Source organism: Butyrivibrio sp. XB500-5, from assembly GCF_003625505.1.
GTDB lineage: Bacteria > Bacillota > Clostridia > Lachnospirales > Lachnospiraceae > Butyrivibrio.
Genome location: NZ_RAIS01000008.1, coordinates 49,577 through 66,113, shown reverse-complemented (window position 1 = coordinate 66,113; position 16,537 = coordinate 49,577). Strand labels below are relative to the sequence as shown.

Sequence of the window (16,537 nt, the reverse complement as noted above, 5' to 3'; positions counted from 1 at the left end):
TGATAATTTTTTCTTATTAGGTACTTTAGAAAAAGATTATCAAAAGAACTATTGCTTTTATTAATCTTATAATGTATTATCATAAACGAATCTAATCCAAACGATAGATTCCATAATTATATACGAAGTTCTCTTATTCAGAGTGGTGGAGGTACATAGGACCTATGAAGCCACGGCAACCCCTCGATATGAGGAAGGTGCCAACCTGAGCGTGCAATTCCGATTACGGACTACGAGCAATAAGAGGATCTGAAAATCAATCAGTTCCGCTTGTTTGTGCACGCAACAAGCGGTTTTTTCATGCGTTAGAGTGCGCGAGAAAGGAAACATAATGGATAAGTTTATTTTTACATCCGAATCAGTAACAGAGGGACATCCCGATAAGATCTGCGATAACATTTCAGACGCGATCCTTGATGCTTGCATGGCAGAGGATCCTATGAGCCGTGTAGCTTGCGAGACAGCAACTTGTACAGGTTTCGTTCTCATCACAGGTGAGATCACAACCAAGGCTCACGTTGATTACGCTAAGATCGCAAGAGAGACAATCAAAGAGATCGGATACGACGATTCAGCTAAGGGCTTCGACGGCAACACATGTGCTGTTCTTGTAGCTCTTGACCAGCAATCAGCTGATATCGCTATGGGTGTTGATAAGGCGCTCGAGGCAAGAGAGAATCAGATGACAGATGAGCAGCTTGAGGCAATCGGTGCCGGCGACCAGGGTATGATGTTCGGTTATGCTACAAACGAGACAGAAGAGTACATGCCTTACGCTATCAGCCTTGCTCATAAGCTTACAAAGAAGCTCACAGAGGTTAGAAAGAACGGAACTCTTGCTTACCTCAGAGCAGACGGTAAGAGCCAGGTTTCTGTTGAGTATGATGAGAACGGAAAGCCTTTCCGTCTTGAAGCTATCGTAATCTCAACTCAGCATGATGAGAAGGTTACACAGGAGCAGATCCACGAAGATATCAGAAAGTACGTTATCGACGCTATCGTTGATCCTAAGATGGTTGATGCAAACACAAAGATCTTCATCAATCCTACAGGACGTTTCGTAATCGGCGGACCTCAGGGTGACGCAGGACTTACAGGACGTAAGATCATCGTTGACACATACGGCGGAGCAGCTCGTCACGGCGGCGGAGCATTCTCAGGTAAGGATTGCACCAAGGTTGACCGTTCAGCAGCTTACGCAGCAAGATACGTTGCTAAGAACATCGTTGCAGCAGGTCTTGCAGACAAGGCTGAGATCCAGCTTTCATACGCTATCGGTGTAGCACAGCCTACATCAATTCTTGTAGATACATTCGGAACAGGTAAGGTTTCTGATGAGAAGCTTACAGAGGCAGTTCGTAAGGTATTTGACCTTCGTCCCGCTGGTATCATCAAGATGCTCGACCTTCGTCGTCCTATCTACAAGGGAACAGCAGCTTACGGCCACTTCGGACGTAACGACCTTAACCTTCCTTGGGAGCAGACCAACAAGGTTGACGAGCTCAAGGCCGCTGTACAGTAATGCGGAATGCATCAGCTAAAGCTCATCACTAATTGATTTACGGTAAGTAAAAATAACGGCATTGAGAGAAAGAATAAATCTCTCAATGCCGTTTTTGGTTGCACAAGACCAGCAAGCGAATGGATGTGCGTGCTTTTTCGGTGGTTGTGTGGCATTTGCCAGACATGTATTTTTGCAAGAAAAGCAGGTTTACGTGTCGATTAACGGTATTGCGCATATTTTGGTGATCAGAGATCAGACTACTTGCACATTTTCTTTTCCAAAAGCATCTGAAAGCTTGGGCAGCAGGACATCGTCAGCCTTTACGTTGTAGCCTCTTCCAAGCTTTTTGATCTGCTTGGTGTCTTTGAGATATATAGCAATCTCGTCGCGTCCTTCATTGCCCTTGATTAGTTCATTAAGCACCGGCATGCCTTGTTCATAGGCTGCCATGTTATCGAATCTGATCCAAAGCGTTCTTGGAACTTCATCAAAAAGAGTAATCTTTGATGCGATAAGCTTGGCGTCGCGGTCGTCTTCAACTGATATGCGGCCCTCGATAAATACCTTTGCATCGGCGTTAAGCCTTGCTGCGTTGGCTTCGTAAGTCTTTGGGAAGACGATTACTTCAACTGTTCCGACAAGATCTTCAAGAGTGATGAATGCCATAACCTGATCGTTCTTGGTGTACTTGATCTTTTTATCACTGATGATTCCACCTATTGTGGCGGTCTCGTTATCTCTTACCTTAGGCTCTCCCGTTTCGTCATCAAGATAGAAGTCGGTGGTCTGATTGGTTGTTTTCTTTTTCCAAAGTCCGACATATTCCTCAAGAGGATGTCCCGAGATGTAGATTCCGAGCACCTCTTTCTCAAATTCAAGAAGGAGTTCGCGAGGGAATTCTCCGACGTTTGGAAGAGGAATCTCGTACTGTTTTTTATCGGATTCTCCGACTATATCAAAAAGAGATATCTGGCCGGCCATAGAGGCTTTGCCGCTTGAATGGATGTTGTCCATGATCTGCGAGTAGACGGTGATGAGCTGCTTTCTGGTTCCTTCGAAGCAGTCGAAAGCACCGGCTTTGATAAAGCTTTCGATGGCTCTTTTATTAACTTCACTGTCCTTACCCTGCATTCTTGTAAGGAAGTCGTTGATGTTCTTAAACGTTCCGCGCTGCTCTCTTTCTCTTACGATAGAAGCGATAACGGGACGACCGATGCCTTTGATTGCGGTAAGTGCGTAGCGGATAGCCTTCTTCTTGCCGGGAGCGGTTGTGGCAACTGCGCCGGAAGCTGAAGAATCATCGCCTTCCGCATTAATCTCCGCAACTGAGAATCCGTCGAATCCTTCGTTGATATCAGGCGGAAGCAGAGTGATGTTCATGTTCCTGCAACTTAAAATATAACCCGAAACTTTGCCCGGATTGTCTATTACGGAAGTCATGAGCGCTGCCATGAACTCAACGGGATAGTAGCACTTAAGCCAAGCGGTCTGAAGCGCGACAACGGCGTAGCAAGCGGCATGTGATTTGTTAAACGCATACTTAGCAAAGTCCATCATGGAATCGTAGATCGCGTTTGCAACATCTGCGGAGATGCCTTTTGATGCGCATCCCGGAACATTCTCTTCGGAGTTTCCGTTTACGAAGTTAGCTCTTTCTACTTCCATGACGTGCTGTTTCTTTTTACTCATCGCACGGCGAACAAGGTCGGCACGACCAAGCGTGTAGCCGCCGAGCTGCTGAACTATCTGCATAACCTGCTCCTGATAGACGATACAGCCGTAGGTAGGATTAAGTATCGGTTCAAGTTCGGGAGTTAAGTATGTGATGGAGCCAGCGTCATTTTTACCCTTGATATACTTCGGGATGAAATCCATCGGACCCGGACGATAAAGAGAAATTCCCGCGATGATGTCTTCAAGAGACTGCGGCTTAAGCTCTTTCATGAAGGCCTGCATACCGCCCGACTCAAGCTGGAATATACCGTCGCACTTGCCGCTTCCTATAAGGGCAAGAGTCTTGGGGTCGTTGTAATCGATTTTGTCTATGTCGATGAAATTGGGATCGCCCGGCTTAGCGCCGAGAGATTCGTTTGCAAATCTCGTTGCGTCTTTTATAACAGTAAGGGTACGAAGACCCAGGAAATCCATCTTAAGAAGTCCCAGTTCCTCGATGGTGGTCATCGTGAACTGAGTTGTGATATTACCTTCTGCGGAGCGTGAGAGGGGAACAAGATCCTCTGCAGGTGCGCTGCAGATAACAACTCCGGCCGCGTGAATCGAAGTGTGGCGCGGAAGTCCTTCAAGCTTTTTGCACATATCGATGAGCTTGTGAACAGTCGGATCACTTTCGTACTGACCGCGAAGTTCGGGATTGAGCTCCAGAGCTCGCTCAAGCGTGATGTTTAGCTCGTTCGGGACCATCTTGGAAATCTGGTCGCCGTAGCTGTAAGGAAGATCCATAACCCTTGCAACGTCGCGGATAACACCTTTTGCGGCAAGCGTACCGAAAGTTATGATCTGAACGACCTTATCGGCGCCGTATTTTTCAGTAACGTAATCAATAACGTCCTGTCTTCTCTCGTACTCAAAATCCACGTCTATATCGGGCATGGACACACGCTCGGGATTAAGGAAACGCTCAAAGAGAAGATCGTATTTAATAGGATCGATATTGGTGATATGCATACAATATGAGACGATACTGCCCGCAGCCGAGCCTCTTCCGGGGCCGACAGCGATGCCGTTTTCGCGGCAGTAATTTATATAGTCCCATACTATAAGGAAGTAATCTACGTAGCCCATACGCTTGATAACGCCAAGCTCGTAGTCGAGTTTCTTTTTCAAAGTTCCGTCGTCGTCGGGATATCTCTTATTAAGACCGTCTTCGCAGAGCTTGCACAGATATGTCCATGAATCATAGCCCTCGGGCACATCGAAGAGAGGGAGTTTGGTTACGCCAAACTCAATCTCAACATTGCATCTGTCCGCGATCTTTTGTGTATTATCAATAGCTTCCTGAGCATAAGGAAAAAGAGCTCTCATCTCGTCTTCGCTCTTGACGTAGTACTGACCGCCTTCGTAGCGCATACGGTCTTCATCATCCACTTTTTTACCTGTTTGAATGCAAAGAAGGAGATCGTGAGCCTCCGCGTCGTCTTCGTAGGTGTAGTGGCAGTCGTTGGTCGCAACAAGCGGAATATCAAGCTCCTGAGAAAGAGCCATGAGCGAACTGTTTACGGTACGCTGCGCAGGGATTCCGTGATCCTGAAGCTCCAAAAAGAAATTGCCGTGACCGAAGATAGAGTCAAGGCGCATAGCAGCTTCTTTTGCCGCGCCGCCGTCTCCTCTTAAGATATTCCTTGGAATCTCGCCCGCAAGACAAGCGCTGAGTGCGATGATGCCCTCGTGGTACTCTTCCAAAAGCTCCATATCGACACGGGGCTTATAGTAATAACCCTCAGTAAATCCGCGGCTTACGATGTGGGAGAGATTGGCGTATCCAACGTTATTTTCTGCCAAAAGAACGAGATGATAGTATCTGTCGTCAGTTCCCTTGGCCTCTTTATCAAATCTTGAGCCCGGAGCAACATAAACCTCACATCCAAGGATCGGATTGATACCTGCTTCCTTGCATGCTTTGTAGAAGTCAATGACACCGTACATAACGCCGTGATCCGTGATGGCTCCGGCGGTCATGCCAAGGTCTTTTAACCTTTTCACATATTCTTTTATCTTGTTGGAACCGTCTAAAAGGCTGTATTCCGTGTGGACATGAAGGTGTGTAAATGACATAAAATGCTCCGTTTAAAGGATGATCATTCCTTGCAGAAAGTTCTTTTGCCAAGGAATTGTGTTGCCAAGAAAAATTATAACATAAAACTTTTTATGAAATCGTTTTCTAATTGATTGCAATTTAATAAAATTTGCTCTAATATAGGAAAGGAGTATGTCTGAAAATTATCAATCAAGAGGTTTGATGATTTTAGGTTAAGTTAATTAGAATCGAGGAAATCAGTTATGGCAAAGGAAATCAAAACAATCGGTGTATTGACCAGCGGTGGCGATGCTCCCGGAATGAACGCTGCGATCAGAGCAGTTGTTCGTAAATGTCTCGCAAACGGACTTAAGGTAAAGGGTATCAAGAAGGGATATCAGGGTCTTCTTAACGAGGAGATCGAGGATATGGACAGAAGAAGCGTTGCTGATATTATTCAGCGAGGCGGAACAATCCTTGGAACAGCTCGTTGTATGGAATTCACAACTCCCGAAGGCCAGGCCAAGGGTGCAGAGATTTGCCGTAAGCATGGAATTGACGGTGTTATCGTTATAGGTGGTGACGGATCATACCGCGGAGCTCAGAAGCTTTCACAGCAGGGCATCAATACTGTAGGTATTCCCGGAACGATCGATCTTGATATTTCATGTACAGATTATACTATCGGTTTTGACACAGCCATCAACACAGCGATGAGCGCAATAGATAAGATTCGTGATACATCATCATCTCACGAGAGAGTTAGTATCGTAGAGGTTATGGGTCGTCACGCAGGATACATCGCACTTTGGTGTTCAATCGCCAACGGTGCTGACGACATCCTTCTTCCTGAGAAGTATGACTACAACGAGCAGCGTATTATCGACAACATCATCGATAACCGTAAGAAAGGTAAGACTCACCACATCATCGTTAATGCCGAGGGTATCGGACATTCAACATCAATGGCACGTCGTATCGAGGCTGCTACAGGTCTTGAGACAAGAGCTTCTATCCTCGGATACATGCAGCGTGGTGGTAGCCCGACATGTAAGGACCGTGTGTATGCTTCAATGATGGGATGCTACGCAGCTGACATCATCACAGCAGGCAAGACCAACAGAGTAGTTGGTTACCGCAACGGCCAGTTCGTTGATTACGATATCGACGAAGCTCTTGCAATGAAGAAGAACATCAACGAGTACATGTACGAGATCGCTCGTATTCTTTGATATAAGTGCCGCGCACATGCGTGCATGAACAAAATAACAATACAGACTTACAGCCCCTTATCGGATGATTCCGGTGAGGGGTTTTTAAGTGATCACGCGAATAGTATTTGTGCTATACTATTAATACTCGCCACGTTTGATCATGGCACTGCGCAGTAATGCGCTGATTTTGTTTTAAAGAGAGATTTCATATGATAACAAGCCTAAACAACGACCGTGTTCGCAAGGTCGTAAGTTATATAGAAAAAAATAAGGCAAGGCGCGAAGACGACGTATTCGTCATCGAAGGCATGAAGATGCTGAGGGAAGCGCCGGTACTTCAGGTGCGCGAAGTTTACGTTACCGAGAAGTTTGCGGATGAAGCTTCCGAGGACGACAAAGAGATTCTTTGGAGATACGGCGCCGAAACAGTCACAGCCGAAGTTATGAAGAAGATGGCTGCAACGCAGACACCGCAAGGCGTTCTCGCGGTTGTAAGTCAGTATCACTATACGCTTGAGGAAGTTCTTGAGGGTTATAATAAGGACATGGGCAGCGCACAGCCTCTTTTGCTCGTGCTTGAGAACATTCAGGATCCGGGGAACCTCGGTACTATGCTCAGAAGCTCAGAGGGCGCGGGAGTTACGGGCGTCATCTTGAGTAAGGGCTGCGCCGATATGTACAATCCCAAGGTTGTTCGCTCTACGATGGGGTCTATTTTCAGGATGCCTTTTATCTATGTGGAAGATCTTCCGAACATGGTAAAAGAGCTGGCACAGGCCGGAATTACTACCTACGCCGCTCACCTTAAAGGTAAAAAGAACTACGACGAATTTGATTATACTAAGCCTACCGCATTCCTTATCGGAAACGAAGGAAACGGTCTGACCAAAGAGACTGCCGATGCTGCAAGCGAATACGTACTCATCCCCATGAAGGGCGAAGTAGAGTCGATGAACGCAGCGACATCTTCAGCTATACTTACATTTGAAGCATCAAGACAGAGGAGGAGATGAAGACCATGACAATTGGATTTATCGGACTTGGAAACATGGCGAAAGCCATAATCGGAGGAATACTTGCAAAAGGACTTATGGGTCCCAACGAGATTATCGGAACCGCAGCAACTGAGGAGACATGCCTTAAGGTTGCCAACAAATACGGTATCCAGACACGCAGCTCCAACGAGGCTGTTGCTAAGGAAGCGGACATCATAATTCTTGCCGTTAAACCTCAGTATCTCAAGGTGGTTATCGCGGACATTATGGACAGCGTAGATGACAGCAAAGTTGTTGTCAGCATCGCAGCGGGCAAGACTATCCAGTGGCTTCAGAACGAATTCGAGAAGCCCGTTAAGCTCATCAGAGTTATGCCCAACACACCTGCGCTCGTACTTGAAGGCTGCTCTGCGGTTTGCAGAAACGACCTTGTGGGCGACGATGATTATCATTTTGTAAAAGAGCTTTTGGAGAGCTTTGGTAAGGCTTATACAGTTCCCGAATCACTTATGGATGTTGTTGTCGGCGTCAGCGGATCTTCACCCGCATATGTATTTCTTTTTATCGAAGCAATGGCAGATGCGGCTGTCGAAGGCGGAATGCCCAGAAAGCAGGCTTATGAATTTGCCGCGCAGTCGGTTCTTGGAAGTGCCAAGATGGTGCTTGAAACAGGCAAGCATCCCGGCGAGCTCAAAGACATGGTATGTTCACCTGCAGGTACAACAATAGAAGCTGTTCATGTTCTTGAAAATGAGGGCTTCAGAGGCGCAGTAATGGACGCTGTTCAGGCTTGTATAGAGAAGAGCAGAAGCTTGTAAAATAATACAAAATTTGACAAAAAATTGTATGTTTGCTAATATCACTTACGAAAAAGTTTCGCTGTAAGCCTTTACATATTATGAGGGTGTAAAATCGACTTACGGCAATTTTGGTATCTAAATAGGAAGCAAATATATGAAAAAAGTTAGAAGGTTATCCCTAGCGATAGTGAGACTTGCTACTATTTGCTCTCTAGTCCTATTTCTTTTCTTTTCCCGGGGGATAATTGCAGACGCAGCGAAAGCAGGAGTACCGTATTCGGATGTTTCGGCAGGAATATCCAATATCGTTAGTCCCGTTACGCCACTTGGGATAGATAAGAATGCAACAGAGACTAAAGTATGTAGTAACTCGGAGAAGTCATCTTCTTCCGCAAGTAGTGCATCATCATCTGACAGTAATGAACACAGTCTTGTTATGGCTAACGTAAGCAAAGTAATGAACATAAGAGAAACTCCCGACGAAGAAAGCAGTAAAGTCGGAGTCCTTTATAAGGACTGTGGAGGAAAGCTCTTGGAGAGAAAGGACGGCTGGTCCAAGATTAAGTCCGGAGACCTCATAGGTTGGGCCAAGGATGAGTATCTTCTTTTTGATGATGAAGCTCAGGCACTTGCACAGGACGTAGGAAAGCAGATCGTCACCAGTCAGAGCAGTGCTCTTAATGTCAGAGCGGAAGCATCGGATGATGCTGAAGTATTAGGAGTTCTCGGAGAAAAGACCTTTGTCGATATGATAGAGGATCTCGGGAACGGATGGATCAGCGTTGATTACAACGATGAGACAGGTTATGTTTTGGCAGATTGTGTAACCACAGATTTTAAGATCGACCATGGTGAAACAATGGCAGCCATCAAGCAAAGAGAGCTTGAGAAGAAGAAAGCCAAGCTTACCGAAAACCGTGGCGCGGTTGCCGCAGATGCGGATGAGCTCAAGCTTCTCGCAGCACTCATTCAGTGTGAGGCGGGTAATCAGCCTTACGAAGGAAGAGTTGCAGTCGGAGCTGTTGTTATGAACAGAGTTAAGAGCGGAGCATATCCCAACACCATTCAAGGTGTTATCTATGCATCGGGACAGTTTACACCGGCACTTAACGGAACGGTTGACAGAGTATATACAGCCGGAAATATTTACGACACCAACTACCAGGCTGCACAGGCAGCGCTCAATGGAGAGACCACCGTCGGAGGAGCACTTCACTTTAGAAGGAACAACGGCAGAGAAGGTCAGGTAATCGGAGCACACGTATTCTGGTAATTTTACAAGGGATTGCAGAGATGCAGTCCCTTTTACAATTTGCCCGTGTTTACAATTGGCGTTTGCCGTGTGATAATAATGGGTAATTATTAGACGAAAGCAGAGGAGCACATTATGAACTTAAAGGGACGCGATTTTTTAAAACTTCTTGATTACACACCCGAAGAGATCACATATCTTTTGGATGTTGCCGTAGATCTCAAGGAAAAAAAGAGAAACGGCATTCTTCACGACGAGCTTAAGGGCAAGAACGTAGCACTTATTTTTGAGAAGACAAGTACGCGTACCAGATGTGCTTTTGAAGTAGCCGCCAAAGACCTTGGTATGGGATCAACTTTCCTTAATCCCACAGACTCACAGATTGGTAAAAAAGAGAGTATCGCCGATACAGTAAGAGTTCTTTCAAGGTTCTACGACGGAATAGAATACAGAGGTTTCGAGCAGGATATTGTTGAGACAATGGCTAAGTACAGCAGCGTGCCGGTATGGAACGGACTTACCAACGAGTTCCATCCCACACAGATGCTCGCAGACCTTCTTACTATCAGAGAGCATTTCGGACGTATCAAGGGAATCAATTTCGTATACATGGGCGATGCAAGATACAACATGGGTAATTCCTACATCGTTACAGCTGCCAAGATGGGCATGAACATTACGATAGTTACTAACAAGAAATATTTCCCCGAGCAGGGACTTATTGATACATGTAACGAGATCGCTAAGCAGACAGGCGCTACACTTAAGTTTACCGAGGATGTCATGGAAGGAACCAAGGGCGCAGACGTTATCGCAACCGATATCTGGGTATCCATGGGCGAGCCCGAGGAAGTTTGGGAGGAGAGAATCAAAGATCTTTCTCCTTATCAGGTAAATATGGATGTCATGAACAATGCCGGCGAAGGCGCCGTATTCATGCACTGCCTGCCTTCATTCCACGATCTCAACACAACCATCGGAAAAGAGATCAAAGAGAAATTCGGTCTTGATGAGATGGAAGTTACAAATGAAGTATTTGAGTCAGAAAGATCTATCGTTTTTGACGAAGCAGAGAACCGTATGCATACGATCAAGGCAGTAATGTACGCAACACTCAAAGGATAATTTTTATGCTAAGTGCAGAGAACATAAAAGGGCAGCTACACACGAGGTGGGCTGCCTGTAACCTTGTTTATAAGGAAGAAACAGGCTCGACCAACGATGACGCTGCGCTCCTTGCAAAAGAGGGTGCGCCGCACGGAACACTTGTCATAGTCGACAGACAGAGCGCCGGAAGGGGCACCAGAGGAAGAGTCTGGGAGACCCAGGAAGGAAGCAACGTTGCGATGAGCCTCATAGTAAGACCCGATGCAACTCCCGATAAGCTTTCGATGATGACGCTTATCATGGGACTTTCCGTTGCGCAGGGAATCGAGGATGTTATCCTGGATAATGAAGACATACTTGATTTTCCCCAGATCAAATGGCCCAATGACGTTATTATAGCGGGCAAAAAAATCTGTGGCATCCTTACAGAGCTTCACATGAATAATGACAACACTGTCAGCGACGTTGTCATTGGAGTCGGTATCAACGTTAATATGACTGTTTTTCCCGATGATATAAAAGGCATCGCGGGATCGATCTATTCACAGACAGGCTACAAGGTTGACAGAAGCGCGGTCGTGGCTGCGGTCATGAAACGCTTTGAAGGAAATTTCGATACATACATGAAGAGCTTTGATCTTTCTCTTTTAAAAGATGAATATGAAGAGAGGCTCATCAACAAAGATAAAACGGTAAAAATACTTGATCCTGCGGGAGAGTACGAAGCCACAGCCAAGGGCATTACAATTGGCGGAGCGCTTATAATAGAAAAAGAGGACGGAAGCATTTCCGAGATAAATGCCGGCGAAGTGTCTGTGCGAGGCATTTATGGATATGTTTGATCTAAGAAGGGGGTTCGGACTTCGATTTTTCTTTTGACAATAACGGAGGGAAGTTATGATTCTTGTTATCGATGTAGGTAATACGAATATCACATTTGGAGTTTATTCAAAGGATAAGCTCGTAGGCTCATTTAGAATGACGACACAGATGTCACGTACTTCGGATGAGTTCGGGATCATGCTGTTGCAGCTTCTTGCAAGCAACGGTATTGTAAAAGAAAAGATAGACGGCGTCATGATCGCAAGCGTTGTTCCCAAGATCATGCATGCGCTCATCAATGCGATCACAAAATATATCGGCAAGAAACCTTATATCGTAGGCCCCGGAATCAAGACGGGACTTAAGATCGTGACCGACAATCCAAGAGAGATAGGACCCGACCTTATCGTTGGCGCGGTTGCTGCGTATGAGCTTTACGGCGGACCGATCCTTGTAATAGATTTTGGTACGGCGACAACCTACGTTGCGGTTAATGAAAAAGGCGAATTCTTTACGGGAGTTGTTGCTCCCGGAATCGGAATCTCAGCAAAGGCACTCTGGGAAGACACAGCGAAGCTCCCCGAAGTTGAGATCGTTAAGCCCAAGAGCATCCTTGCAAAAGAGACAATCTCAAGTATGCAGGCGGGACTTGTGTACGGGCAGATCGGTCAGACCAAGTACATCATCAACGAGATGAAAAGAGAGTCAGGACTTACAAATATGAAAGTCGTTGCGACGGGAGGCCTCGGAAGACTTATATCGGCAGAGACCGAGGAGATCGACATCTACGATCCGAACCTTATCCTTGAGGGATTAAATATCCTTTATGCCAAGAACAGTAAGAACAAACCCCAGTTAAAAGAAGATGAAAACGGAGAGTTTGACGTAAAATGAGAGCAGATAAATTCGAAGAAGAATACAATAAAGAATTCGGTGAAGGCGGCAAGAATTTTGACGCCGAGTTCTCCGAAGGAAAAGAAGATCTTAAGATAGACGAGATGCAAAAGACCAACAAGGGTCGTACTTTCGAGAATGTTGCTAATGGAAGAGTGGTACTTTGCGGAGCTAACGCTTACGAGCAGAAGTACTATTTTAACCCCATATTCAAGCAGATTCCCGAGAGTATAAAGAAAGAGCTCAATATTATCAGTGTTCTTTTTACTCAGGAAGCTGGCGGAATCTTTACGATCGTGTTTGAAGAGGACGGAAATATAAGCATTGAGACCGACGCGGATGAAGAGGATATCACATACGATGAGATCACGGCCGGACTTCTTGTCGGAGAAGTAAGAAGAAAGAGACAGGATCTTTTCGAGGCGCTCGGCCTTTATTACAGGATATATGTGCGCGGAGAGAATCCTGCGGACATTCTTGAGGAAGAGTAAAAAACGCAGAGGCATGCGCAAATTTTTTTGAAAGAGAATCAGACATATGGCAGGCTACGGAAAGTTACAGATAGGAAACGTAACCCTTGAAAATAACATAATACTGGGACCCATGGCAGGTGTATCAGACCTGCCGTTTCGTTTGCTTTGCCGTGAAATGGGAGCGGGCCTCGTGTGCATGGAGATGGTGAGCGCCAAAGCCATTATCTACAAGAACAGAAACACGGGCATGCTCATGGAGATCCATGAGGATGAACATCCCGTATCGCTCCAGCTCTTTGGCTCGGAACCTGCTATCATGCAGGAAGCCGTGGAGATGATAAAGGACAGACCCTATGACATACTTGATGTAAACATGGGCTGCCCTGTTCCGAAGGTTGTAAGTAACGGCGAGGGCTCGGCCCTTATGAAAAAGCCTGAGCTCATCCAAGAGATCGTGGCAGCACTTGTCAAAGTTTCCGACAGACCTGTCACTGTTAAGATAAGAAAAGGCTTTAACGATGCGAGTATCAATGCGGTAGAATGTGCACTTGCGGCTGCCGAAGGCGGAGCCGCTGCGATAGCCGTCCACGGAAGAACCAGAGAGCAGTACTATTCAGGAGAAGCTGACTGGGAGATTATTTCCAAGGTAAAAGAGGCTGTGAATGTCCCTGTTATCGGAAACGGAGATGTAAGAACGCCTCAGGATGCACAGCGCATGTTTGATGAGACGGGATGCGACGGCGTAATGGTAGCAAGAGCCGCTCAGGGCAATCCTTTTATCTTCAGGGAATTCAAAAGCTTTTTTGAAACCGGAGAAATCTGCGAAAAGCCAAGCATGCAGGAAATCTATGAAACGGTCATAAGGCATGCGGATCTGCAGCTTAAGTACAAGGGCGAGTACATCGGAATAAGAGAAATGCGTAAGCACGTATCTTGGTATACGTACGGAATGCCGGGAAGCGCCAAGTTTAGGAATGAGATAAACCAGATGACGGATATGGACTCGCTTAAGAGAGCTTGTGCCGCAGTTATGTTGGGACAGTAAGGGATTCGTCGGACGTTTTGGACGGGAAAATGCAAATCATTGACACATAAAATAATAGACTGTATAATATCCAAGTTAAAAAGAAGTTTTTATTATTTTAAATACATTCAAATAAATGCTCCGCGAAGGAAGCTTATAAAAATTTGAAGGGGTAGGAATTCGACATGGAAGAGAAGAAGAATATTTTAACTTACGAAGGACTCAAGAAATACGAGGACGAGCTTCATGAGCTCAAGGTAGTCAAGCGTAAGGAAGTTGCAGAGAAGATTAAAGAGGCAAGAGAGCAGGGCGACCTTTCAGAGAACGCCGAGTACGATGCAGCCAAGGATGAGCAGAGAGACATCGAGGCTAGAATCGAAGCTCTTGAGAAAATCCTTAAGAACGCAGAAGTTGTTGTAGAAGAGGACGTTGACCTCAACAAGATCAGCATCGGATGCAAGGTTAAGATTCGCGACCTTGAGTTCAACGAGGACCTTGAATATAAGATTGTAGGCTCATCTGAGGCGAACAGCCTTAAGGGCAAGATTTCCAACGAGTCACCTGTCGGCAAGGCTCTTCTTGGTGCCAAGAAGGGACAGACTGTATCTGTAGAGACACAGGCCGGTGTGCTTAAGTACAAGGTACTCGGAATCGAGAGATCTGAGAACTAATAATGAATTTCGGAGCCGGCGATCAGTTTTATCGCTGGCTCTTTATATTTTACATAATACGGAGGAAAAAAAGTGGCAGAGAACAATCAGCAGAATAACCAGAACACACAAGAAGACGTTGGACGTCTTCGTCAGGTCAGAAGAGATAAGCTTGCCGAGCTTCAGGCGCAGGGAAGAGATCCCTTCCAGATCGTTAAATACGACCAGACACATCATACACAGCAGATCAGAGACAACTTCGAGGCACTCGAGTTTGTTGCACCCGTTGACGAAGAGGGTAAGTCTATTACAGTAGCTCTTTCAGACATCCCTTCAGAGAAGGTTGTAAGCCTTGCGGGCCGTATGATGAGTAAGCGTGTTATGGGTAAGGCTTCTTTTGCCAACCTTCAGGATAGAGACGGACGCATGCAGCTCTATGTTTCAAGAAACGACCTTGGTGATGAAGCTTACGCTGATTTCAAGAAGATGGATATCGGTGATATCATCGGAGTTAAGGGCTTTGCTTTCAGAACCAAGACAGGTGAGATATCTGTTCACGTTAAAGAGCTGGTTCTTTTATCCAAGTCACTTATGCCCCTTCCTGAGAAATTCCACGGACTTACAGATACAGAGATCCGTTACAGACAAAGATACGTTGACCTTGTTATGAACGAAGAGGTCAAGGAGACATTCAAGAAGAGATCCGCTATCCTTCGCGAGATCCGTAACTTCCTTGCAGACAGAGACTTCATGGAAGTTGAGACTCCCATGCTCGTTGAGAATGCGGGCGGCGCTGCTGCAAGACCTTTCCTTACACATTACAACGCACTTGATGAGGAGAGAAAGCTTCGTATCTCTCTTGAGCTCTATCTTAAGAGACTTATTGTAGGCGGAATGGAGAGAGTCTTCGAGATCGGCCGTGTATTTAGAAACGAGGGTGCAGATACAAGACACAATCCTGAGTTTACACTTATGGAGCTCTACCAGGCTTATACAGATTACGAGGGAATGATGGAGCTTACAGAGTCCATGTTTCGTTATCTTGCCGAGAAGGTTTGCGGCACAACGCAGATTCCTTACGGAGACAATATCATCGACCTTGGCAAGCCTTTCGAGCGTCTTACAATGAACGACGCTATAAAGAAGTATGCCGGTGTTGATTTCGATGCGGTTAAGACAGACGAAGAGGCCAAGGCTATTGCTAAGGAGCGCGGCGTCGAGTTTGAAGACCGCCACAAGAAGGGCGATATCATCAATCTCTTCTTCGAGGAGTTCTGCGAGAAGAACCTGATCCAGCCTACATTCATCATGGATCATCCTCTTGCGATCTCACCTCTTACCAAGAAGAAACCCACAGATCCCGAGAAGGTTGAACGTTTCGAGCTCTTCATTAACACATGGGAGATGTGTAACGCATATTCAGAGCTTAACGATCCTATCGACCAGCGCGAGCGTTTCGCCGCTCAGGACGCCAACGCGGCAGCAGGCGACGAAGAAGCCGAGCACACCGACGAGGACTTCCTCAACGCTCTTGAGATCGGTATGCCACCTACAGGCGGTATCGGCTACGGTATCGACCGTCTTTGCATGCTCCTTACCAACAGCGCAGGAATCAGAGATGTATTGCTGTTCCCGACTTTGAAGTCACTGGATAAGTAATGGCAAAGGCTGCACGGCGCAGGTTTGCGCCGGTTAGAATCAACTCTTTATAACAAGTCTAAGTATCGTCGCATGGGCGCTTGTAAACAAGCGCCTTGCGGCGACTTTCTATGAAAATCTTTTTTCAATTTCAAAATCTGACAAGATTTCTATTTTGATATTCCATTATTTAATTTGAACTGCTATTTTTGGGGTGTTTTAGATTGGGAAGCTCGTTTTCGGGTGCTTTTTTGGAACTTTTTACGGATAAGATATTGAAAAACCGGATTCTTATCCGTGCTTTTAGGGCTTTTTCAATGTCTTTTGACATGAAAACAAGAGAAAAGTACGGATAAAAAATGATATTTGGGTGACTTTATCCGTTCTTGGAGCGAATATTTGATTAAAAA

Annotated in this window: 13 protein-coding genes and 1 riboswitch; of the genes, 12 read left to right on the top strand and 1 reads right to left on the bottom strand. The window is 45.9% G+C overall.

Features of this window, described 5'->3' with window-relative positions:
• Window positions 1–130 precede the first annotated feature (130 nt).
• Window positions 131–246, top strand: a riboswitch (SAM riboswitch).
• An 85-nt stretch (window positions 247–331) separates the two neighbouring features.
• A complete protein-coding gene (metK, locus tag D6856_RS13570) occupies window positions 332–1,522 on the top strand; it encodes a methionine adenosyltransferase (protein WP_092247959.1) in 1,191 nt (396 codons plus the stop codon).
• A gap of 234 nt (window positions 1,523–1,756) precedes the next feature.
• Here the strand turns inward: metK and D6856_RS13565 are convergent, their stop codons facing one another.
• Window positions 1,757–5,296, bottom strand: coding sequence for a DNA polymerase III subunit alpha (locus tag D6856_RS13565; RefSeq protein WP_120687344.1), 3,540 nt, complete (start codon window positions 5,294–5,296; stop codon window positions 1,757–1,759).
• A 225-nt stretch (window positions 5,297–5,521) separates the two neighbouring features.
• Between D6856_RS13565 and pfkA the strand changes: the two genes are divergently transcribed.
• The 11 genes from pfkA to lysS all read left to right on the top strand — a co-directional run bounded on the left by pfkA (window position 5,522) and on the right by lysS (window position 16,148).
• Window positions 5,522–6,490 (top strand): 6-phosphofructokinase, encoded by a 969-nt coding sequence (gene pfkA, locus D6856_RS13560; protein ID WP_120687343.1) that lies wholly within the window; start codon window positions 5,522–5,524, stop codon window positions 6,488–6,490.
• A gap of 191 nt (window positions 6,491–6,681) precedes the next feature.
• The gene (locus D6856_RS13555) at window positions 6,682–7,485 is read left to right on the top strand and encodes a TrmH family RNA methyltransferase (RefSeq protein WP_120687342.1); all 804 of its coding nucleotides are present in this window, start codon (window positions 6,682–6,684) and stop codon (window positions 7,483–7,485) included.
• A 5-nt stretch (window positions 7,486–7,490) separates the two neighbouring features.
• Window positions 7,491–8,285: a pyrroline-5-carboxylate reductase gene (gene proC / locus D6856_RS13550; RefSeq protein WP_092248140.1), complete on the top strand. Its 795-nt coding sequence runs from the start codon at window positions 7,491–7,493 to the stop codon at window positions 8,283–8,285.
• Window positions 8,286–8,421: 136 nt separating this feature from the next.
• Entirely contained in the window at window positions 8,422–9,540 is a 1,119-nt protein-coding gene (locus tag D6856_RS13545) for a cell wall hydrolase (protein ID WP_120687341.1), read from the top strand.
• 114 nt (window positions 9,541–9,654) lie between these two features.
• Complete coding sequence (argF, locus tag D6856_RS13540) at window positions 9,655–10,644, top strand: ornithine carbamoyltransferase (protein ID WP_120687340.1); 990 nt, start codon at window positions 9,655–9,657, stop codon at window positions 10,642–10,644.
• 5 nt (window positions 10,645–10,649) lie between these two features.
• Entirely contained in the window at window positions 10,650–11,468 is an 819-nt protein-coding gene (locus D6856_RS13535) for a biotin--[acetyl-CoA-carboxylase] ligase (RefSeq protein ID WP_120687339.1), read from the top strand.
• Window positions 11,469–11,523: 55 nt separating this feature from the next.
• On the top strand, window positions 11,524–12,342 hold the full coding sequence (locus tag D6856_RS13530) for a type III pantothenate kinase (protein ID WP_092247995.1): 819 nt from the start codon (window positions 11,524–11,526) through the stop codon (window positions 12,340–12,342).
• Window positions 12,339–12,833 (top strand): DUF6145 family protein, encoded by a 495-nt coding sequence (locus D6856_RS13525; protein ID WP_242948155.1) that lies wholly within the window; start codon window positions 12,339–12,341, stop codon window positions 12,831–12,833. The genes D6856_RS13530 and D6856_RS13525 overlap by 4 nt, the downstream gene beginning before the upstream one ends.
• Window positions 12,834–12,879: 46 nt before the next feature.
• Window positions 12,880–13,860 (top strand): tRNA dihydrouridine synthase DusB, encoded by a 981-nt coding sequence (gene dusB, locus D6856_RS13520; RefSeq protein ID WP_120687338.1) that lies wholly within the window; start codon window positions 12,880–12,882, stop codon window positions 13,858–13,860.
• Between the two features lie 164 nt (window positions 13,861–14,024).
• Complete coding sequence (greA, locus tag D6856_RS13515; protein WP_120658010.1) at window positions 14,025–14,510, top strand: transcription elongation factor GreA; 486 nt, start codon at window positions 14,025–14,027, stop codon at window positions 14,508–14,510.
• 72 nt (window positions 14,511–14,582) lie between these two features.
• The gene (gene lysS, locus D6856_RS13510) at window positions 14,583–16,148 is read left to right on the top strand and encodes a lysine--tRNA ligase (protein WP_120687337.1); all 1,566 of its coding nucleotides are present in this window, start codon (window positions 14,583–14,585) and stop codon (window positions 16,146–16,148) included.
• Window positions 16,149–16,537 lie beyond the last annotated feature (389 nt).